At 38.1% G+C, this 22,023-nt stretch carries 20 protein-coding genes and 1 pseudogene; 5 read left to right on the top strand and 16 right to left on the bottom strand.

The window, feature by feature from the left end:
* Window positions 1–28: 28 nt before the first annotated feature.
* Window positions 29–1,540, bottom strand: a complete 1,512-nt coding sequence (gene cysS / locus O9A_RS03600; RefSeq protein ID WP_034458873.1) for a cysteine--tRNA ligase — start codon at window positions 1,538–1,540, stop codon at window positions 29–31.
* Window positions 1,541–2,075: 535 nt separating this feature from the next.
* Here cysS and O9A_RS03595 point away from each other — a divergent pair.
* Window positions 2,076–2,447, top strand: a complete 372-nt coding sequence (locus O9A_RS03595; protein ID WP_034458871.1) for a TIGR02301 family protein — start codon at window positions 2,076–2,078, stop codon at window positions 2,445–2,447.
* Between the two features lie 229 nt (window positions 2,448–2,676).
* Here the strand turns inward: O9A_RS03595 and O9A_RS03590 are convergent, their stop codons facing one another.
* Window positions 2,677–4,005 (bottom strand): dihydroorotase, encoded by a 1,329-nt coding sequence (locus O9A_RS03590; protein ID WP_034458869.1) that lies wholly within the window; start codon window positions 4,003–4,005, stop codon window positions 2,677–2,679.
* Window positions 4,006–4,070: 65 nt separating this feature from the next.
* Here O9A_RS03590 and ygfZ point away from each other — a divergent pair, with 65 nt between their 5' ends.
* Complete coding sequence (gene ygfZ / locus O9A_RS03585; RefSeq protein ID WP_034458867.1) at window positions 4,071–4,928, top strand: CAF17-like 4Fe-4S cluster assembly/insertion protein YgfZ; 858 nt, start codon at window positions 4,071–4,073, stop codon at window positions 4,926–4,928.
* An 8-nt stretch (window positions 4,929–4,936) separates the two neighbouring features.
* The gene (locus O9A_RS03580; protein ID WP_034458865.1) at window positions 4,937–5,557 is read left to right on the top strand and encodes a YfbR-like 5'-deoxynucleotidase; all 621 of its coding nucleotides are present in this window, start codon (window positions 4,937–4,939) and stop codon (window positions 5,555–5,557) included.
* A 620-nt stretch (window positions 5,558–6,177) separates the two neighbouring features.
* On the opposite strand, the pseudogene O9A_RS08295 reads toward O9A_RS03580, so the two are convergent.
* The 12 genes and pseudogenes from O9A_RS08295 to rpoZ form a co-directional block, all read right to left on the bottom strand.
* Window positions 6,178–6,453: pseudogene (locus O9A_RS08295) on the bottom strand (integrase); the annotation flags it as partial.
* Window positions 6,454–7,390: 937 nt separating this feature from the next.
* The gene (gene panB / locus O9A_RS03575; RefSeq protein WP_034458863.1) at window positions 7,391–8,218 is read right to left on the bottom strand and encodes a 3-methyl-2-oxobutanoate hydroxymethyltransferase; all 828 of its coding nucleotides are present in this window, start codon (window positions 8,216–8,218) and stop codon (window positions 7,391–7,393) included.
* A 3-nt stretch (window positions 8,219–8,221) separates the two neighbouring features.
* A complete protein-coding gene (gene panC, locus O9A_RS03570) occupies window positions 8,222–9,076 on the bottom strand; it encodes a pantoate--beta-alanine ligase (protein WP_034458862.1) in 855 nt (284 codons plus the stop codon).
* A gap of 181 nt (window positions 9,077–9,257) precedes the next feature.
* The gene (gene recO, locus O9A_RS03565; protein WP_034458860.1) at window positions 9,258–10,004 is read right to left on the bottom strand and encodes a DNA repair protein RecO; all 747 of its coding nucleotides are present in this window, start codon (window positions 10,002–10,004) and stop codon (window positions 9,258–9,260) included.
* Between the two features lies 1 nt (window position 10,005).
* On the bottom strand, window positions 10,006–10,911 hold the full coding sequence (era, locus tag O9A_RS03560) for a GTPase Era (protein WP_034458857.1): 906 nt from the start codon (window positions 10,909–10,911) through the stop codon (window positions 10,006–10,008).
* On the bottom strand, window positions 10,904–11,611 hold the full coding sequence (rnc, locus tag O9A_RS03555) for a ribonuclease III (RefSeq protein ID WP_034458855.1): 708 nt from the start codon (window positions 11,609–11,611) through the stop codon (window positions 10,904–10,906). Before rnc ends, era begins: the two co-directional genes overlap by 8 nt.
* Complete coding sequence (lepB, locus tag O9A_RS03550; RefSeq protein ID WP_034458854.1) at window positions 11,592–12,404, bottom strand: signal peptidase I; 813 nt, start codon at window positions 12,402–12,404, stop codon at window positions 11,592–11,594. The genes rnc and lepB overlap by 20 nt, the downstream gene beginning before the upstream one ends.
* Window positions 12,405–12,484: 80 nt before the next feature.
* A complete protein-coding gene (gene acpS, locus O9A_RS03545) occupies window positions 12,485–12,886 on the bottom strand; it encodes a holo-ACP synthase (RefSeq protein WP_034458852.1) in 402 nt (133 codons plus the stop codon).
* Entirely contained in the window at window positions 12,883–13,485 is a 603-nt protein-coding gene (locus O9A_RS03540; protein ID WP_034458850.1) for a DUF2062 domain-containing protein, read from the bottom strand. Before O9A_RS03540 ends, acpS begins: the two co-directional genes overlap by 4 nt.
* Window positions 13,486–13,579: 94 nt before the next feature.
* On the bottom strand, window positions 13,580–14,158 hold the full coding sequence (gene pyrE / locus O9A_RS03535; RefSeq protein WP_034458848.1) for an orotate phosphoribosyltransferase: 579 nt from the start codon (window positions 14,156–14,158) through the stop codon (window positions 13,580–13,582).
* Window positions 14,159–14,175: 17 nt separating this feature from the next.
* Window positions 14,176–16,401: a RelA/SpoT family protein gene (locus O9A_RS03530; protein WP_034458846.1), complete on the bottom strand. Its 2,226-nt coding sequence runs from the start codon at window positions 16,399–16,401 to the stop codon at window positions 14,176–14,178.
* Between the two features lie 130 nt (window positions 16,402–16,531).
* Window positions 16,532–16,930: a DNA-directed RNA polymerase subunit omega gene (gene rpoZ, locus O9A_RS03525; RefSeq protein WP_034458844.1), complete on the bottom strand. Its 399-nt coding sequence runs from the start codon at window positions 16,928–16,930 to the stop codon at window positions 16,532–16,534.
* 563 nt (window positions 16,931–17,493) lie between these two features.
* Between rpoZ and O9A_RS03520 the strand changes: the two genes are divergently transcribed.
* Window positions 17,494–18,162 carry a uracil-DNA glycosylase gene (locus O9A_RS03520; protein ID WP_034458842.1) on the top strand — a complete coding sequence of 223 codons (669 nt, stop codon included), beginning with the start codon at window positions 17,494–17,496 and terminating at the stop codon, window positions 18,160–18,162.
* A gap of 45 nt (window positions 18,163–18,207) precedes the next feature.
* Here the strand turns inward: O9A_RS03520 and smpB are convergent, their stop codons facing one another.
* Window positions 18,208–18,684 carry an SsrA-binding protein SmpB gene (smpB, locus tag O9A_RS03515; RefSeq protein WP_034458840.1) on the bottom strand — a complete coding sequence of 159 codons (477 nt, stop codon included), beginning with the start codon at window positions 18,682–18,684 and terminating at the stop codon, window positions 18,208–18,210.
* Between the two features lie 19 nt (window positions 18,685–18,703).
* Window positions 18,704–19,588, bottom strand: a complete 885-nt coding sequence (dapA, locus tag O9A_RS03510) for a 4-hydroxy-tetrahydrodipicolinate synthase (protein ID WP_034458838.1) — start codon at window positions 19,586–19,588, stop codon at window positions 18,704–18,706.
* A 248-nt stretch (window positions 19,589–19,836) separates the two neighbouring features.
* On the opposite strand from dapA, the gene O9A_RS03505 reads away from it, so the two are divergent.
* On the top strand, window positions 19,837–21,942 hold the full coding sequence (locus O9A_RS03505) for a lytic transglycosylase domain-containing protein (RefSeq protein WP_034458836.1): 2,106 nt from the start codon (window positions 19,837–19,839) through the stop codon (window positions 21,940–21,942).
* Window positions 21,943–22,023: the final 81 nt, after the last annotated feature.

Below are 22,023 nucleotides of genomic sequence, written 5' to 3'. Positions count from 1 at the left end.
AGTTATGAAAGCTGCTAGAATCCGAGAATTAGAACCGTTTTATTTCCCACATGGTCGTACGCTCACCAGTTTGTGGATCCTTGATATCTTTTAAGACGATCCCCTCGGCTGCAAGCTTATCACGAATTGTATCCGCAGCTGTCCATTTTTTATTATGGATAAGTCGTAACCTTTCGGCAATGCGTTGATCAATAAATTTTGCATCAAGAGCAGTTTTTCTCATAAATAATGGGCATTTTTCATTTCTAACCCACTCATGCCGCAAGAGTCCAAAGAAATTCATCCCACTTGCAAGAGCAACAGCATTCCCTTGTTTATAAAATTTTCGTAAAAGAGTAAGTGCTTTGGGAGTATTAAGGTCATCACTGAGCGCGTTTATCAAAGAATCATCAACGACCTCATTCTTCTTCTCCACCTCCTTCTTTTCACAACGAAGCAACTCATACCAACGATACAATTCGCTACTGGATTGCATTAAACGCTGAGCGGTCCAATTTAACGGTTCTCGATAATGCGTTTGTAACATCGAAAAACGGGCAGATAAACCTGCCCAATTTTGTTTCATTTTATTTGTCAAAATACTATTGAATTCAAAAAAATCACTCTCCAAAATAGAACGAATAGTGACGAAATTGCCAAGGCTTTTAGACATCTTCTTGCCTTCAACTTGCAAAAAACCGTTATGCATCCAAAGATTAGCCATTCGCTCAGTTCCAAAAGCTGAACAACTTTGTGCAATTTCATTTTCATGATGAGGAAAAATCAAATCAATACCACCACCATGGATATCAAAAATATTCGCTGTTGGATCATCACAAGTTAAACCACCGCCATAGGGTGTTAATAGCTTTGCCATGGTCATTGCTGAACATTCAATATGCCAACCAGGACGACCCAGAACAGGAATTCCTGCCGGCGATTTCCAACCTGGTTCCCCCTCAGCAGATGGCTTCCATAAAACAAAATCCATCTCCTCTCTTTTATAAGCAGCAACATCAACACGTGCCCCCGCTCTCATTTCATCTAATGAGCGTTTTGCAAATGATCCATAATAGGGATAATTTCTTATACTGCTGACTGAAAATAAAACATGATTTTCCGCTTTATAAGCGTGTCCCTTTTCAAGTAATCTTTCAATTAAAGAGCGCATCTCCTCTAAATGATTAGTTGCGCGCGGTTCAATGGTGGGTGTTAGACAACCAAGTACCATTGTATCTTGTTGAAATTGAGTATATGTAAGCTGCGTTAATTGGCGAATAGCGTCGTTTAGTGCTAGCTCTGGATATTCACAAGCTGCGCGTGCATTAATCTTATCATCCACATCTGTAATATTACGAGCATATATAACATGCTCATTGCCATAAACATAGCGTAATAAGCGAAATAAAATATCAAAAACAATCACAGGACGTGCATTACCTATATGCGCATAATCGTAAACCGTCGGACCACAAACATAAAGACGGATTCTCGTTGCATCTATCGGTATAAAATTCTCTTTTTTACGTGTAAGTGTATTATAAAATTGCAACTCTCTCATCATTACACTCCGTTAGCGATATTTACTCGCCGTTTTTCAAAGTAAAGCTTACCCAAAATCATTGCATTATGTAGATTGAGATTAAAACTTTTTAATCTCATGTACATTCTCATAACTACTCCATTTTAAAGGGCTCTCTCCATCATTCGTCATAAAAAAACAATCCTTATTTTATTTAATTGAACAAGAACATTTTCTTGAGAAAGATTTCTAATTCCTTTTCTTCATGAAAAAAATCTTAAAGGAAGAAATTTTCGATTCAGAAAAAATAACGCGAATTTATGCAAAAAACAGATTGCATGCAGAAAACCTGAAATTTTTACTTACACAAAGCTTCGTGAAAATTTTCAATAATTCCCATAATTGTTTCCTTATTGTCTCCTATGCCCTAAATTTTATAATGCATCCCACTGTTAATAATGATGCACATACCGTTTTTGTCATACTCTTCAACATATGTTCAACGGCAAAATGACTTTATCTGCGATTGTAATTGTATAGAAATTTATTTTATTAAAATGGAGCAATAAGAATAATGCGTAATACACTGATAAAAATTTCTATTTTAACATTTTGTTTAACTTCAACATCAACTTTTGCACAACAATCTCCACCTTATGATACAAAATTATTACGACTGGCAGAAATTTTGGGAGCCCTACACTCTCTACAAAATCTTTGCAGCACTCCAACAAACCTCTGGTATGACTATATGAGCTCACTGATTAAAGCAGAAAAGCCGACTCCACAAAGACGCGCTTATTTTTATGAAGCATTTAATGAAACTTATCGCGCTTTTTCAGAAAATTATCATCGTTGTACAAAATCAGCAATTGAAGCAAACCAACGATATGTTAAAGAAGGAAAATTCTTATCCGAAAACCTTCTCACGCATCTTAACAACTAAGCGCCTATAAAATTAGTAACCACTTAACCTTGCTATACTCATCATGATAATTGTCAAAATGAACAAACTGATCAACCAAATCTGACATAAATAACCATTTCAATTGCTAAAAAACAAATCCTTAAAAGGCTTTTATTTTATGTATGATCAATATTTATGTGTATTAAATCATCACGAGAAGCTTTCTAGGCAAAGGAACCATCCCATGAAACCCTCAATTTTAATCTGTTCATACCAAAACTTCCGTAAATTTAACAGGTTCACCCTGTGAAGGTGTCACAATTTCACCTTCCCACATCACCCGCATACCACGGATTATGGTCCCAACAGGCCAACCTTTAACCTTTTTACCATCATAAGGTGTCCAACCTGCACGTGAACCAATCAATGCATTCGTCATAATCTCTTCTCGTTTAAGGTCGACAATAGTCAAGTCAGCATCATATCCAACAGCAAGGCGTCCTTTACGGCTTATGCCAAAAATGCGGCTAGGGCTATGAGAGGTGAGATCAACAAAACGTTCAAGAGATATCTTTCCTGCATTTACATGAGTTAACATAATTGCTGCTGTTGTCTGAACACCTGTCATCCCCGAAGGTGAGGCTGGATAAGGCTGGAGCTTTTCTTCAAGTGTATGAGGCGCATGATCAGAGCCTATAATATCAATAATACCCTGCTGCACACCGTACCAAAGCGCTTCACGGTGGCGACTCTCACGTATAGGCGGATTCATCTGAATCAACGTGCCAAATTTTTGATAATCATCAGCCGTTAAAGTCAAATGATGTTGCGTAACTTCAATCGTTGCAATATCCTTATGATTTTTTAAAAAATCAATTTCTTCCGCAGTAGAAAGATGTAAAACATGGATACGCGCCTTCGTTTCATGCGCAATTTTCACCAAGCGTTGTGTGCACTTTAATGCTGTAACCTCATCACGCCAAACCGAATGCGATGACGCATCTCCTTCCATACGCAACATTTTACGCTCTCTGAGCCTTGCTTCATCTTCAGAATGAAAAGCTGCACGACGGCGTATGTTCTTCAAAATAAGACGCACACTTTCATCATCATCCACTAAAAGATCACCCGTAGAAGATCCCATGAAAACTTTAATTCCAGCAACACCAAAAAGTCTTTCTAACTCAGCCAATTCGTAAACGTTTTCACGTGTTCCTCCAACCCAAAATGCAAAATCACAATGCATTCGATGAAATCCACGTTTAATCTTATCAGTCAATGTTTTTTCCGATGTCGTCAATGGATTAGTATTAGGCATTTCAAATACTGCTGTAACTCCTCCCAAAACCGCAGAACGAGAGCCACTTTCCAAATCTTCCTTATGTTCATTGCCTGGCTCACGAAAATGAACTTGGCTATCAATGATACCAGGCAAAATATGAAGCCCTGTACAGTCAATCACTTCACCTACAGACGCACGTGTAAGATCACCAATTTCAGCAATACGGCCATTTGTGACACCAATATCACGCTTACCAATTCCGTCATGATTTACAACTGTTGCACCTTTAAAAATTGTATCAAATGTTTTAAACATAACCGTGCTCCTTCAATGTCCCCTCGTTTATCGATTATGTAACTTTGAGCAGAAAGGCAAGAACCATGATTAAAAAGCCAAATGCCATTCGCTTAAAAAACCGTAAGATTATTAAAGTTACGGGTGAAGAAGCAACACATTTTCTGCAGGCCCTTATCACAACAGATGTCAAAAAAATCGGTCCAAAAGAAATTTTTCCTGGAGCCTTTTTATCTCCACAAGGAAAGGTTCTTGCTGATTTTCTCATCGGCAAAATAGATAATGGTTATTTTATTGATATTTTTTCATTTTTATCTGATATCCTCTACAAGCATCTTCTCCTCTATAAACTGCGCACGAAAGTAGAAATTATGCAACAATTACAAGAACTTGTTACAGTTTCTTGGAATAATGAATCAGATATTTTAAATTTTGATTCAAGTTTTATTGATAAACGATTTCCAGCAAAAGAGAAAATAATGCGAATCTATGGGGAAACACCCCTTTTGGCTTCAGAATGTCATGACAATTGGAATCAATTGCGTATCCGTTATGCAATTGCAGAAAGCGATAAAGACTATGAAATCGGTAAAGTCTTTCCCCATGATATTAATTACGATCAAATCAACGGATTATCATTCAACAAAGGGTGCTATATCGGACAAGAAGTTGTCTCACGAATGCATCACCGTCGTGCAGTACGGCGCCGTATTTTACTCGTAAAAAGTCAGCATGAATTAACCCCAGGTTCTAACATTGAAGCAAGAACAAAAGTACTTGGTTCTTTAGGAACATGTGCTGCGAATGAAGCTCTCGCTTTACTGCGTATTGACCACGTCAAAGATGCGATGGATAATAACACCCCCTTTACAGTAAAAGATGTTCCTGTCACTATAAGCATTGCTGAAAATATGAATTTTACCTTCCCTGAAAGCACTGAGTAAACTCACTAATGGCCAAAGCTCAGTTATCACAAAATGGAGAAGCACGCGCTTGGCAAAGAATGCTTTCTGGCCGGAGACTTGATCTTTTAAATCCTTCTCCTTTTGACATTGAAATCGAAGATATTGCTCATGGATTAGCTCGCGTCGCACGTTGGAACGGTCAAACACAAGGGGAATATTCCTATTCTGTTGCACAACATTCACTCTTGGTAGAACAAATATTTCAGAAACTTTTTCCGCAATCGCAGAGTAATGAATGCCTTTGTTCTCTTCTTCATGATGCACCAGAATACGTTATCGGTGATATAATTTCACCTTTTAAAGCTGTTATAGGAAAACAATATGAACTCATCGAAAAACGTATACAAGATGCTATCCACATACGCTTTTCTCTCCCCATTGATCCCTCTAAAAAACTCTTAAAAAAAATCAAACAAGCTGATCGCATTGCTGCATTCCATGAATCTGTTATTCTTGCCGGATTTAATATAGAAGAATCCCTTCGCTACTTCGGTCATCCAAATAATATTTCATCCGAAGAACTCAATTTGCAACCATGCTCTACACAGAAAATTGAGAACGCTTTTTTAAAACGTTTTCACGATCTTGATATTGAGAGATTACATTGATATCGTTTTGATTGTTTACCTTTTATCACAACCAAAACACTCTATGGTATTCTAACTCCATGATTCCAATCTTTTTATATATGTAAAAATCCTCATATAATTCTCTATAATCTTATTAGAATATAATCTCATTTTTATAGAGAATAATATTCAAAAAAAAAACACTGCATACATTAGATTATTGCGATTTATATAAAAAACTCTTTGCATTCAATCTATGAAAAGAATTTTTATCTTGAGAGGAATGCATCCCATAAATGGCGTAAAACAGTTTTGATCTCAAACACTAAATACCCATACGCTCCCCACAACACTGCAGAAAAGTTATGATGTCATTAGCCATTATGAAATATATAAACAAAATAATAAATCAAATTAAGTCCTGCACACCTCACTCTCTCAGCCAGAGAATGTTTGAAGCATAATCCTAGAAGAGAAAAAAATTCCACCCAATTATTAGCAGATACATTTGAAGTTTTTTAATTTATTAAAGAAGTCTTCGATAAGCTAACACTCTTTGTAAAGATGCTCATCATCATTCTGCATCATTTTTTAATTAAGCAGAAAAGAAGAATAGAGACATAGTCCTGTTCTTTTCATCCCTTTTGTTCATACGCATTGCTTTTATGCTTTTGTTTACCGCGTTCTTTAATGGGGTCACGCATCTCATGCAAAATAGAATGCCATTATTACTAATTCACACGCTTTTTTTAAAGAAAAACCTCTTAAGGCACCCAACCCCATTTCAACACAGCGCCCATGAATAGTGTAACGTAAAATCCATTGAGAACCACTATCTTTACACTTATGAAAGAGCAAGCTGGACCATCATTCTATTTTCCAGCTCCCAATTGTTGCTATAGCCCTTAGCACTTGAGACGATTCATAAGAAGCACTTTTATCCCTTTCTTTAAGTGTTTTATCCACACACAAATCCTACTTGTGACGTGCAAGTGAATGGCTTTTATTGCTTTAAAATAAACAAAATTTGAAATGAGAGAATCTTACGATATTAAGGTCTCTTATCCAAGATGGATAAATGATAAACTATCCTTATAAAACAATACTTTGCACATCTCTTGAATACAACTATTATTAGCAACAACTTATGTATTTCCATCCCATTCAACAAGCTAAGCTGTTTAGATTATAGCATCCCAGTTCTACAATTCTACAAAGTGAGACAAAAACGTAAAGTTTGGCTCAAACCATCTTCAATAGACTGACTCTTCGGAGTCAAATCTTTGGCTTATTTCTTACAAAATCGTCTCTCTCGTGCTGACCTTCTTTATAGAATTTCTGCACAATCTATAATCTGCAAGTACAAGGATGAAAACAGACAAAAATAGCATCACCCCTGATAATTTTACCACCATAATCCATATTCATAGTTCTTTGCATACTCTTAAAAACAGGATGCCAGATCCATTTCTGGTACCAAGTTCTATAACATTTAGGTATGCTACGCCATTTTCCATAGATGAAGAAATGAAACACCATTTATCTGAAAAGTAAAAGAAAAATTTTCGCTATTTAAAAATAAAATGAACGCTTTCAATAAAATAATGAGAACGTTTTTCAGTTATCATATGCATCTGAGAAACTTATCTTCAATAAACGCTAACTCTATTACCAATACTTGGCTGATTTGATAATTCTTTCTACTAACGCTTTGTTCTTTACAAACAAATGGAACGTTACTACCATCAACCTTTGCTCTCACATCTTGACTTAGTTGAACAAAGCCTAGGCAGAAAGAAAAATTCCCACAAAAAAAAATATCCGTTCATATTAACCTTATCATAGCAAGCATTCTCTAAAAAAGTCTTCGTCTTAACCTGATTTTTGTTTGAGCTTATAAATTTCTTCATCACCTGGAAAAGCACGTGATTTAACATCATCCGCATAACTCTTAATCGCCTTCTTCATCTCCTGTTCGAGAATACCATAACGGCGTACAAATTTAGGGACCCATGTACCATAACCTAACATATCTTCCATCACCAATATCTGCCCATCACACTGACTAGATGCACCAATGCCAATGGTAGGGATAGAAAGCATCTGTGTAAGTTTTACTGCTAATGGTTCTACAACTCCTTCTACAACAACAGCAAAGGCACCTGCCTTTTCAATTGCTGCTGCGTCAGCTTCAATCTGTTGCCAATTACTTTCATTGCGTCCTTGCGTCTTAAAACCACCAAAACGATTCACTGCCTGTGGTGTGAGACCAACATGACTCATAACTGGAATACCGCGCTTACACAAAAAATCAATTGTTTCCGCTATATAAACACCACCTTCAAGCTTAACTGCACTACACCCTGTTTCTGCAAGAATACGCGATGCATTGGAAAAAGCCTGTTCTGGACTTTCTTCATAAGATCCAAAAGGCATATCGACAACCACAAGAGCTCTCTTAGATCCACGCATAACCGCCTGCCCATGCAAAATCATCATATCTAAACTCACTGGCAGCGTTGTCTCAAACCCATGCACAACCATACCAACGCTATCACCAACTAATAGCAAATCACAGTAAGGATCAGCAATCCGCGCACTATAAGCCTGATAAGCAGTTAGAGAAACAATCGGTTTTTGTCCTTTTCTTGATCGTATTTCAGAAGCAGTAATACGTTTTACAGCCTTATGAATAGTCATTTTTCAGCCCTTTTCTTGCAATATATATTGATCAATAAGCCTAATTTCACCAAAACGGACAGTTAATAATAACACTGCCGATTTGTTTAATTTACCTTTAACCACAGATAAAGTTTCCATATCCCGTAAATCTATTGATTCAATAATCGCGCGCGATTCTTGCTGTAAAATATCCCGAACAATTTTACATAATTTATCAACCGACCGTTCCCCTTGGCGATAGAGATTTTCAGCAGCTTTACCGCTTTCAGGAATAATTTTTGCTGCTTTTCGATCTTCTAATGTTAAAAACTGATTACGGGAAGAACTCGCTACACCATCTGCTTCACGTAAAATAGGCACTCCCACAATTTCAATAGGAAAAGCTAAATCTTCAACCATACGACGAACAATCAAAATCTGTTGAAAATCCTTTTCCCCAAAAAAGGCTTTATCCGGCTGAACAATGTTAAAAAGCTTTGCAACAACGCTGGCTACACCACAAAAATGTCCTGGACGTAATTTCCCTATCAACACACGTGACAATTTCTCTACATTCACAATTGTTTCATTTCCCGGTGGCCACATTTCTTCTACAGAAGGTGTAAAAACATATTCAACACCGGCTTCTTCTAACAAAGCACAATCGCCTTTCAAATCTCTTGGATATTTATCAAAATCCTCATCGGGACCAAATTGCTTCGGATTAACAAAAATAGAAACCAATACTCGATCACACATTGCTTTTGCTCGCCGTACTAATGCGAGATGACCATTATGCAATGCTCCCATAGTTGGAACAAAACCAATCGCAAATCCTAAACGTCGTTCTTCTGTGATACATTGGCGTACTTCAGGAATTGTCTTTAAGATTCTCATCTTCATTTTCTATTCATTTTTTCAAATCAATAAACTAATGCTCGCATACAAACATGTAATACCAATATAGTTCGACAGAACTAGTCGAAAATCCTAATCGTCTTCCTTCTGCGACAAACCAACATACTTCGGTAATTGTTTCTAAGACTGATATTTTCACACTCTATTTATCGTCTTCAGATCAACAAACGAACGCTTGCATACGGAATCGCCGTTCAAATAATTGAATCAAACTTATACGCACCGATGGCTGTTTTATACTTCGTGGTTCCCAGACATGACGCATTAAAAAGAAACCTGTTAGAACAAATCCATTTTTTATGTCACTAAAATCAACGGGACGAACAGTTCTTTGCACAAGAAACTGGGGCAAATTTAAGAGCTTTTCCCTCCAAGGGTGCCCTGCTTCCTCGCATACAGCACGTCCTGATTTCGGCGATACATAACATAGTTTTTCTAAGTGGCCTGTTGCAGCACAACGAGATAAATCAAGGCCGAAGCCAAGTTCTTCAAGAAATCGCATTTCAAAACGTACAAGCAATTCAGCGTTTATAAACGACTCATCAAAATTCTGCATAAAAAGATGTAAAATATCATATAAAATAGGATGCGGATCACGCTCAGGAAGAAGACGCAAATGGAAAGCGATTAACTGCAAAGCATAAAGTGCTTCTGGTAAAAGAATTAATCGCGCGGCATGTAAATCAAGTGCTTCAAATCGAAAAAGTCCTAAATGTTCGTCTAAACGTGCCCACCATTCAACCTCTACAAAATTCCCAGGCTGAAGAAAAGCCGCCATACGACGCGAACGTCCTCCTTTTACTATTCCCATATAACGTCCATGCTGACGCGTCATCACTTCAAGAATAACGCTTGTTTCACCATATTGGCGTGTACCGAGAATAATGGCTTGTTCTTTCCATTTCATTTTATTTAAAAAAATCTAGTCCCATTTCGAGATAACGTTCCGGATCGGTATCCCAATTATCACGCACTTTCACAAAGAGAAAAAGGTGAACCTTTTGACCCATGATATCCATCAATTCTTTACGTGCAGCCTGACCAATTGCTTTAACTGTATTGCCTTTTGCTCCTAAAACAATTTTTTTTTGACTATCACGCTCAACGTAGATGACTTGATTAATTTTAACTGAACCGTCTCGACACTCTTCCCAGTTCTCTGTTTCAACTGTTGAAGAATACGGAAGTTCATCGTGAAGACGAAGAAAAAGTTTTTCACGGGTAATTTCAGCAGCAAGCTGACGCATAGGCATATCAGAAATTTGATCTTCTGGATAATACCATGGTCCTTCCTGCATCATTGTGCTTAGAGTATGAAGCAAATCCTCGCAACCAGAGCCATTGAGAGCTGAAATCATAAATGTCTGCAAAAACTTTACATGCTCATTAATTTCAGCGGTTAACGCTAAAAGGGATGACTTAGCAACTGTATCAATCTTATTCAGAACAAGAATTTTATCCTTTTTAATACTCTCTACAATATCTAACATCTTACAAACTTCATCCGAAAGACCATTCTGAGCATCAATCAGAACTAACAGGAGATCAGCATTCTTAACTCCTCCCCAAGCAGCAGACACCATCACACGCTCTAACCGCTTATGAGGAGAAAAAACACCTGGTGTATCAATCAATACAATTTGCGCATCATCGTGAATGACAATACCCCGGATTAAAGTTCGCGTCGTTTGCACCTTATGCGTTACAATTGAAACCTTCATTCCAACTAACTGATTCACCAATGTTGACTTCCCAGCATTAGGCATCCCAATGAGTACAACAAAACCAGAACGCGTTTTAGTAACGTCATTCATGCTCATTTTTTTCCATTGTTTCCCATACACCCTCTCGTCGTAAAATTTTTTCAGCTGCCATTCTTTCAGCACATCGCTTAGAATTTCCTTTCCCAATCTCTGACACAAAACCAGAAATGCTTACCTCTACCATAAAAACAGGATCATGATCTGGACCAGAACGTTTTACGACCCGATAATGTGGTTGTAGACCACCTTGTACATGCGCCCATTCCTGTAACTGTGTCTTAGCATCACGCCGACCAGCATCCATCTGCTTTGCCCGACTTTGCCAATATCTTTGAATAAAAGGCCGAACATTCTCCAATCCCCCATCAAGGTATATTACAGCAATCAAAGCTTCAATCACATCAGCATACATATTTGTCAGCCGACGACCTTTTAAGCTTTTCATTTCAAAACCAACATGGATCATACCAGGCAATCCCATTTCTAGTGCAATATCAGCACATGTCTGCGCATTCACCAAACCATTTAAACGTACTGATAATTCACCTTCGCTTGCCTGTGGAAACAATTGATACAGCATTTCCGCAACCAAAAGTCCAAGAACCCGATCACCTAGAAACTCCAGTCTTTCATAATTTCCCTGTTCTGAATCTTGTACACTTGAATGTGTTAACGCTTTTCTTAATTTCTCTTTATCTTTAAAGCAATGCCCCGTCAGCTTTTCAAGCTGATCAATCATTGGAAACTTCATTATTGATTCCTTGCTTGATAATCGGCAAATCATGAACAGTATTAACAAAAGAAAACAAACGATTCCAACGCACATCAAATGGCCAACGCCAAATCTGCCAAGCACTTGAACCATTACTAATAGAGAAAAAAATCACACTTGCTCGTCCAATAAGATTTTCTTCTGGAACATATCCTACGTCTAAACGACTATCGTCTGAATTGTCACGGTTATCACCCATCATAAAATAATGCCCCGACGGAACTTCAAAAACCTTTGTGTCATCAACTTGCGGAATAAAAGCTAAATCAAGCGTATCGTAACTAACACCATTAGGCATTATCTCACGATAAACATCAACAGGATAATTAACCTCTGTTATATCAGCATTTTCAATCTTGCCCATAAAGTGACGTAAAACGGGCTCATCATTAATATAAAGGACACTTTGACGAACTTGTATACGATCACCCGGTAGTCCAACAACACGTTTGATATAATCAATATCCGGATCACTCGGTAAACGAAAGACAACAACATCTCCACGCTGAGGTTGAGATGCCCAAATACGTCCCGAAAAAAGAGGAGGAGAAAAAGGCATAGAAAAACGAGAATACCCATATGCATACTTAGAAACAAACAGATAATCTCCCACTAGCAAAGTAGGACGCATGGAACCGGAAGGAATACTGAAAGGCTGAAAAAAAAGTGTCCGAATAAGCGCTGCTAACAACAACGCCTGTATCAAAACGAAAACAAATTCAAGAATTCCGTTCTTTTCTTTATTTTTATACATTTTCTCTTTCTGGATCATCATCAACTGCCTTCCCATCACAGATATAACTTTTTTTATCATAATGTTTCAAATAGCAAAAGTACAATCTCCCACGAAACCTATCCACGTGGAAGTGCTTCGATAATAATAAATGCCTGCGCCCAAGGAAAATCATCTGTCATGCTAAGATGAATGACAGCATCATGATGAAAAGGCAATAACTTTTGGAGTTGCATTTGCGCACGATTTGTTAATTTCATAATTGGTTTCCCAGACGGTAAATTGACCACCCCCATATCTTTCCAATTTACACCGCAAGCGATTCCTGTACCTAAAGCTTTAGCACAGGCTTCTTTGGCAGCAAATCTTTTGGCATAAGAAGAAGATTTTTCTTGGAGACTTTCAGATTTGTTCTGCTCAATATCCGTAAAAATACGTTGAATAAAACGATCACCATAGCGAACCAACATTTTCTCAATGCGTCTTACATCAATCAGATCACTTCCAAGACCAACAATCATAAGATATCATCCGATTTTTTTTTGCTACAAACGCTTTTTTTGATAATCTTTTGATATCGCTTTTGTTGAAAGCGAGTGATTGCTCTGTAAGTGCCTATATAAGATAAACTACCGAAAATAAAACCTAAAAGTGTACCACCTAAAATCATCGGCCTCATGATTGTTTGCCATGCACCCTTGAAAAGAAGAGATGTATTTGAAAGCGTCAAACCATCAAACAGAGTGTGAATTTGAGAAAGAGAAATCTCACTCACATTGCTAAAAAGCGATAAACAAAAAGAGCCTACCTTATAATCAGCCACAACAATCAGCAAAAATGTAAGTGGATTAGAAAAAATTGTACCAATAATCGCTGCTGCAAAATTTGCACGCAAAATCCAAGAAAAAAATATTGCCAAAACAATATGCATACCAAAGAGAGGCGAGCACGCTAAAAAAATGCCGATAGCAAATCCCAAGGCAACTTTATGTGGCGTTGCTGATATACGCAAAATGCGTTTATGTATATAAAAAAATAAGCGAGAAAATGAACGACGTGGCCATAACCAAAGTCGAATACGCTTTACAAAATCTATTGGTTCTCGACGGCGAAAGAGCATATGATTCTCAATATATATTTTGTGACAATAAAATAATCCATATGATTCAAATTAATTTTTCCAAGCTTTTGCATAAAAAAAAATAGAAAAACAATTAAATATTTCGACTTCCTGGCTTAATCGCTGGAAGTTTCGCAAGTTCAGCAGGAATTGCATCACTAGCATAAGATGCTATCTCGTATTCAGCAAGTGAAATCAACGGAACTCCGACATCAACTTTACCGCCAGAACGATCAAGAATACATGCGCTCGCCAACACATCTGCTCCTGCTGTAAGCAGAGCCTCAACAGTTTCACGAATAGAAAGACCTGTTGTTACAATATCTTCAACGATAACAACCCGTGCACCTTTCTTGATTTCAAAACGACGCAGTTCAAATATGCCATTTACACGCTCTACCCAAAGAGAGGGAATACCAAGATGACGCGAAGTTTCGTACGAAGGAATAAGACCACCAATTGCAGGACCAACCACATAATCAATTTTTCCCTCGACAGATTTTTTAATTCTTTCAGCCAATCCACGACATAACTTCTCTGTTAAGTCAGCATGCATGAATACTTTCGCCTTCTGCATATAAATAGCACTATGACGGCCTGATGTTAAAATAAAATGCCCTTCTAAAATAGCATCTGCTTGTTTAAAAATATCAATCACACCTTGTGTATTCATCGCAGAATTTTCCTTTTTCATCCATGAACTCGTCGGACTGTACTAACCGAACCAGCCTCTTTTAACTGAGAAAAAATACGATTCAAATGTTTTAAATCCCAAACTTCCAGATCAATCATAATTTCTGTGAAATCTGGTGCTGTGCGGATAAAAGATAAATTTTGGATATTAGCGTCATTAGCAGAAATCACTTGCGTAATTTCAGCCAAAGAGCCAGGACTATTAACAGCCAAAATATCAATTCGAGCTGGAAAACGTTCACTCATTTGGGCATCAATATCCCAACGGACATCAATCCATCGTTCAGGTTGATCATCATACGCCATCAAAGCCGAAGACTGTATCGGATAAATAACGATCCCTGCCCCCGGTTGCATAATACCAACAATCCGATCTCCCGGCACGGCCCCCTCAGGAGAGAAGCGTACAGGAATATCTCCACGGGTTCCTCGAATAGGTAATGCTTTGGATTGATGCTTCTCTGTAGTTGAATCCTTTTCATTTTCTGGAACTTTAAAAATCATACCTTGAGCATTTTCAATGTTAAACCAGCCTTCTTCCCCAGGCTTAAAAGAGGACTTTTGGACCACACGGTAATCTTGATAATCAGGATCAACTGCTTTAATCACATCAGCGGAAGGCAATTCACCACGCCCAACAGCAGCTAATACATCTTCCACATCTTTACGTGCTAAACGTGGTAAAACTTGCTTAAGAACATCTTTTGAAAATTGTTTTCCCATATATTCAAACGAACGCTCAAGTATACGAAATCCCAAACCTGAATATTGCTTGCGTACTGCTGTGCGTGTTGCTCGACGAATGGCTGAACGTGCCTTACCTGTTACAACAAGAAATTCCCACGCCGCTGGCGGAATTTGAGCTTGTGAACGTATAATATCAACTTCGTCACCATTTTTTAATTTTGTCATCAAAGGCATAATACGACCATTGATTTTTACCCCTACACAAGAATCACCAATGTCCGTATGAACTGCATAAGCAAAATCAATAGGAGTAGCACCTTTTGGAAAGGCAATTAACCGGCCTTTTGGAGTAAAACAAAAAACTTGATCTTGAAAAAGCTCAAGCTTTGTATGTTCTAAAAACTCTTCCGGATTATCTCCATCTGATAAAGATTGAATCGTTTGGCGTAACCATGCATAAGCATTGGTCTCATTTGATAACTTCGAAGTTGTATAATTGGAACCGTGGTCTTTATAAATGGAATGTGCGGCAACACCATATTCAGCAATTTCATCCATAGCAGCAGTTCTAATCTGTAGTTCAACCCGTTGTCTCGAAGGCCCTACAATCGTTGTATGAATGGAACGATAATCATTCTGTTTTGGAATAGAAATATAATCTTTAAAACGACCAGGTACCATTGGCCAGGTAGTATGAATAACACCAAGAGCACGATAACAATCATTCACTGTTTCAACAATAACCCGAAATCCAAAAATATCGGATAATTGTTCAAAAGATAATGCCTTACTTTCCATTTTGCGAAAGACGGAATAAGATTTTTTCTGACGGCTTTTAACATCTGCTTTAATGCCATTCTCGAAAAAAAGTTTTGTTAGTTCATTTTCAATCCTAGAAAGCAAATCGCGATTGCGCTTTGATAATTCAGAAAGTCTATTGGTAATCGTACGATAACCTTCTGGATTTAAATAAAAGAAAGAGAGATCTTCTAACTCCTCGCGCATATCCTGCATACCCATACGTCCCGCAAGTGGCGCATAAATATCCATTGTCTCCTCAGCAATGCGTCGACGTTTATCATCACGCATAACACCAAGGGTGCGCATGTTATGAAGACGATCAGCAAGTTTAACTAAAAGAACACGAACATCATCAGAAATAGCTATAAGAAGTTTACGCAGGTTCTCTGCCTGTACTGCCTTTTTTGATACAAGATCAAGCTTATTAAGCTTTGTAAGCCCCTCAACTAACTTACCAATTTCAGACCCGAAAAGCTGATCAATTTCAGCCCGTGTAGCACTTGTATCTTCAATTGTATCATGCAAAAGAGCAACGGCAATTGTTGCTTCATCCAATCGCATATCTGTCAAAATAGCAGCAACTTCTAAAGGATGAGAAAAATAAAGATCCCCCGAAGCACGCTTCTGATGACCATGCTTTCGCATTGCATAATCGTAGGCTCTATTTAAAAGAGCTTCATCCACGTCAGACTTGTAACGTTGAACACGCCCAACAAGCTCACACTGACGCATCATACAAGCATATCCTTTATTTTTTCACAAACCTAACCTTATTGAACATGAATATTTCATCAATAAAAGACCAAAAAAATAACCGTCCTTGCATGACAACGTATATTTGCTCTCGTACTGTAAATCGCCGCAATTAATAATCGTCACTCTTCTCTGGAACGACCAAACCTTCGATACCCGCTAAAAGCTCTTCTTCAGACATATGATCGAATGAACCGCCCTCCTCTTCCAAAGAAGTACCCAAAACACTTCCAGATTCACTTGAATGAGAAATAAATTCACTTGCCATTTCTGGCTCATCCACTTCCACATGCTTTTGCAATGAATGAATAAGATCTTCTTTCAGATCGGCAGGAGATAATGTTTCTTCTGCTATTTCACGCAAAGCAACAACGGGATTTTTATCATTATCACGATCAACCGTAATCTGCGCACCCTGTGAAATCTGACGCGCCCGATGTCCAGCTAAAAGCACCAATTCAAAGCGATTATCGACTTTATCAATACAATCTTCTACCGTTACACGGGCCATTTATGCCTCTTTCTTAAAGATTAAAAAGTTTCATAGTGAGTGTTAAATATATACAATAATCAAAATAAAACACAAGAAAAACAACACAAACTTTAATATTTTTTTATTCAAAAGCTTATTGCAGAAAATTATTGGAAGTTTTATGAAAAGCGCATAGTCTCTTTGAGCTAGTTATCAATACTACTTTAAAAAAAGTTTTAAGAAGAGCTAATTCAAACATGTATTTGACAAAATACTTCTCCTTAGAGACTTTGATCCTTTAAAGGGATATCAATCATTCTAAACTCTTAAAAATCTTTTGCAATAACAACAGCTTTATGTGCATTTTTTATAATAAGATATTTATTAAAAATAAGAAATTCCATCCCATTAACATCTTATTCATCGAACACATCACTAAAGAGTATCTCTCTTTGCAAAATAATCGGCCATAATATAATTTTATGTTGAACTCTGTTATAAAAAGACCGTTATTCATTATAGGTTGTTTATAAAAATATGATCGGTCATAAAACCTATAAACAACTGGAAAAATTTATACAAAATGATTGATAGCTTCTCACATGAATAGCCAATTAAAACCGCTTTGCCCAGAACCACCGCAAAATTGCAATTTATGCCCGCGTTTACACAAATTTATTTCCGACTGGCGTATAAAAGAACCGAGCTGGTATAATGCTCCGGTGCGCCCATTCTTTCCCTATAAAGGGGCAGACACAACACGCCTTCTCATTGTCGGCCTTGCTCCTGGATTACGCGGCGCAAACAGAACTGGACGCCCATTTACTGGTGATTATGCTGGACACCTGCTTTATTCAACTTTGAAAAAGTTTGGTTTTGCCAAAGGAACATTTGAAGAAAGAGCTGACGACACCCTTGAACTGATTGATGCAGCAATTGTTAATTCAGTTCGTTGTGTCCCCCCCGAAAATAAACCTACTGGTACAGAAATTAACACTTGCCGATATTTCTTTTCGCCTCTTTTAACAAATCTTCCCAAACTTAAAGCTGTTATCACCCTCGGTACCATTGCACATCATTCAACACTTCGTGCCCTCAATGCAAAAATTTTAACCCACCCCTTTGGACACGGACAAATAAACAACATCGGCAGATTACGCATCTTCTCAAGTTATCACTGTTCACGCTATAATACCAACACTGGTCGCTTAACGGATGCTATGTTCCATCAGATTTTCGAAGCAGCAAAAACATATCTCGATCACTGCTGAAACCTCCTTAAACGCATTATAAAAAGAGCATACAAACCAGACCTGTCATCCATACCTTTTTAAAAGCCTTGCTTTTTCACGCCCCCAATCACGTTTCTTTTCCGTTTCACGCTTATCATGAAGCTTCTTCCCACGTGCCAAAGCAATCTCTAGCTTAGCACGCCCTCGTTCATTAAAATAAAGCTTAAGGGGAACAAGCGTCATTCCTTCACGAGAAGTTGCATTAAAAAAACGCGCCATTTCACGTTTTGAAATTAATAGTTTACGCAAACGACGCGGCTCATGATTAAAACGATTAGCCTGCGTATATTCAGGAATATAACTATTCACTAACCATAATTCTCCATTCTCAAAGCTGGCATAACTTTCAGCAATATTCGCATGATTGGAACGCAAAGATTTCACTTCCGCTCCCTGAAGTACCAAACCGACCTCAAGATTATCGAGAATTTCATAATTAAAACGGGCTTTACGATTATCCGCAATTATTTTTCGTACTGGCGCGTTCTTTTTTTTGTTCATGGCTACAGTATATATCACTTCATTCTTTAAGCAAACCCGCACGGTGCAACGCTGCATCAATAATCTTCTTTGTGGTATCCGAGAGTGGAACAATCGGTGAGCGAACAATAGCACCACAAAGCCCTAATTTTGCAGCGGCATATTTAATACCAGCAGGACTTGGTTCAATAAACACCGCACGATTGAGAGGCATCAGAAGATCATTTAATTTGAGGGCTGTCTTATAATCACCACGCAAACAAGCCGCATGAAACTCTGCACAAAGTTTTGGAGCGACATTGGAAGAAACAGAAATACACCCCACCCCCCCATGTGCATTAAAACCCAATGTTGTACAATCATCACCAGAAAGCTGCACAAAATCTTGACCACACTTTTCACGTTGTTCACTAGCACGTTCAATTTTTCCCGTTGCATCCTTCACACCAATGATATTTTTAAAATCCCGACACAGGTCCCTCATCGTCTCCACAGCCATATCGATCACAGAACGACCGGGAATATTATAAATTATAATTGGGATAGAAATCGCTTTCGCAATGGAAGAAAAATGTGTGTATAATCCCCTCTGATTAGGCCTATTATAATAGGGAGTGACAACCAAGACTGCATCTGCACCTGCTTTCTCTGCATGCTGTGCAAGCTCTACAGCCTCACTTGTGCTATTTGAGCCTGCTCCAGCAACGACAGGAACACGCTTAGCAACCTGCTCGACACATAATTCTATAATCCTCTTATGTTCTTCATGAGTTAAAGTTGGTGATTCACCCGTTGTACCAACAGGACTTACACCATTGATCCCTTGTGTAATCTGCCACTCGACAAAATTGCAAAATGCTTTCTCATCAATAGCGCCATTATCATCAAACGGTGTTATAAGCGCGGTCACAGCTCCCTTGAGCATGATAAACTCCCTGTAATGTTCGCTTTCTTTTTTTAATCGTCTTGCATAAATTATCTATGATAAAGCATAATCTTGCTCTATCATTGAAGCAAGATGAATTCCATAAAAGCTTTTACGAGATTAGCATCTCTCTCCTTTAATTCCCAAAATTCCTTTAAAATATCAGTCCGCATTAACGCGTTTTTCATGCTTGTGTCTTATAAAGACTTGAGTGTTTCAAAAAAGTAAGGTTTCAAGGTCTTTTTTCTATGCATGCATTCTTCGCCTCTTTTTTCGTATCAACCTTTACTGCACTTATACTTGAAACAACAATTTTATTTTCAAGTGCCTGTGCACAAACAACTCTTTTGCAACGAAAAGTACCAATCCCTTTGATTCGTCCTACCGCCTTTGTCATAAACAAAGAAGATACAAAATCTTTTAAACAGATTCACACGACAAACCACAATATTTCTACATCTAAAAACACTTCTACGCTCAAACAACTTAAAGCAGGCTTAGATGCACTTTCAAACAATAATATTGCAAAAACTATCAGCCTTCGTAATTCAATGGAAAAGAATAACCTTGATCGCCATATTTTGACATGGGCAATCGGGATATCAAGTCAAGCCAATGTACCAAGCTTAGAAATATTCAATGCCATCAATGAACTAAAAGGATGGCCTGGTATAGCGACTATGCAACGCAATGCTGAACGTGCTTTTATTAACGAAACGAATTTCGCCCCGGTGATTATCCAAAAATTTACTCATCATTTACCCCTTACAGCACAAGGTATGGCTACATATGCTAAAGCACTTATCACAACTGGGCAAACCGCACGTGCTCGTCACATCATCGCGCCATGGTGGTATAAAACAAAGCTCAATGCACAAGAAGAAAAGTTTGTTCTTAAAAATGCAAGTGCAGCGTTACAGCCTATCGATCATCTGAAACGCATGCAATTTATGCTTTATGCACATCGATTTGATGCAGCAGAACGCATTGCAAAATTAGCCCATGCTCAATCCCTTTTTAAAGCTTTTGTTGCCGTCGAAAAAAATGATCCTCAAGCGGCACAAAAATTACGCGCTGTAGAACGATCATGGAAAAAAGATCCTCTCCTTCAATTTGCTCACATTCGCCATCTACGTCAAACTAGACAATATGGTGAAGCCGCAACACGCATGATGAGAATACCAAAAGATATCTTACGTCTTATGAATCCTCATGCCTTATGGAGAGAACAACGGGCTCTTTCTCGCGAAATGCTTGATTTAAACAAACCTAAAATTGCTTATCAACTCGTTGCAACACACATTGCTAGGCCCTCTTCATTGGCAGTCGATGCTGAATTTCATGCAGGATGGTATGCATTACGGTTTCTTCATAATCCTCAATTGGCAATGCAACATTTTTCGCATATTCCTCAATTATCTTCTAAAGCTCTTTCCGCATCCCGTGGATATTATTGGATGGGACGAACAGCAGAAGTTCTCGGTGAACAGACAAATGCCCAGCATTATTTTCATCGTGCAGCCCATTTTGGTGCAACTTATTATGGTCAAATGGCAGCTTCACGACTTAATCAAAAAAAGCTAGAAATCTCCTTTCCTAAACCAACAACCGCTGAGCGACAACGTTTTAACGCACGAAAAGCTATTCAAGCAATTCAACGCCTTGAATCAGTCGGCTATGCTGATTTTGCTAAAATTTTTTATAGAGAACTCGGAGAAAAAATAGAAAGTCCCGGCGAATTAGCTCTTTTAGCTGTTATGGCAGAAAAAAATGGTGACTATTATACAAGCCTTAAAATTGGAAAAACTGCTGTTTTCCAAGGTAAAAATGTTGGTGCACTTTCCCACCCTCTCGGTGCTATAACAGCCTCTGTCAATATTCCCGTAGCAGGAAAAGCGCTTATCTATGCCATTGCACGCCAAGAAAGCGAATTTAACCCAACAGCCATATCAAAAGCAGGTGCAAAAGGTATCCTCCAATTGCTTCCTACAACAGCAAAAGCACTCGCAAAAAAGCATTCGATCGCGTGGTCACAAAAAAAATTCAGCAGTGATGCCAGTTATAATGCTACGTTAGGTGCCCATTTTCTAGGCGAACAATTGGAACGTTTTAACGGATCCTATATATTGGCCCTTATCGGTTATAATGCAGGCCCCCGTCGTGTTAATGAGTGGATAAAACGCTATGGTGATCCTCGAGGACAACCTCTTGATAAAGTCATCGATTGGATTGAACGCATCCCTTATACAGAAACACGTAATTACGTGATGCGTGTCATGGAAAATTATGGAGTTTACAAAGCAAGACTTACTGGAAAAACAGATATAAAAGCTGATCTTCTTTCCGGTCGATGAAAATGAGAAAGCCTCAATCCACTAAAAAGTAGTTCTTTCCGTTTCATCAACTTATAGACCACAATATCATAGCAATTGTAA

Origin of the sequence: Bartonella koehlerae C-29 (assembly GCF_000706625.1) — a bacterium.
In the GTDB taxonomy this organism is placed as follows: domain Bacteria; phylum Pseudomonadota; class Alphaproteobacteria; order Rhizobiales; family Rhizobiaceae; genus Bartonella; species Bartonella koehlerae.
This window is presented reverse-complemented; position numbering and strand designations above follow the sequence as displayed.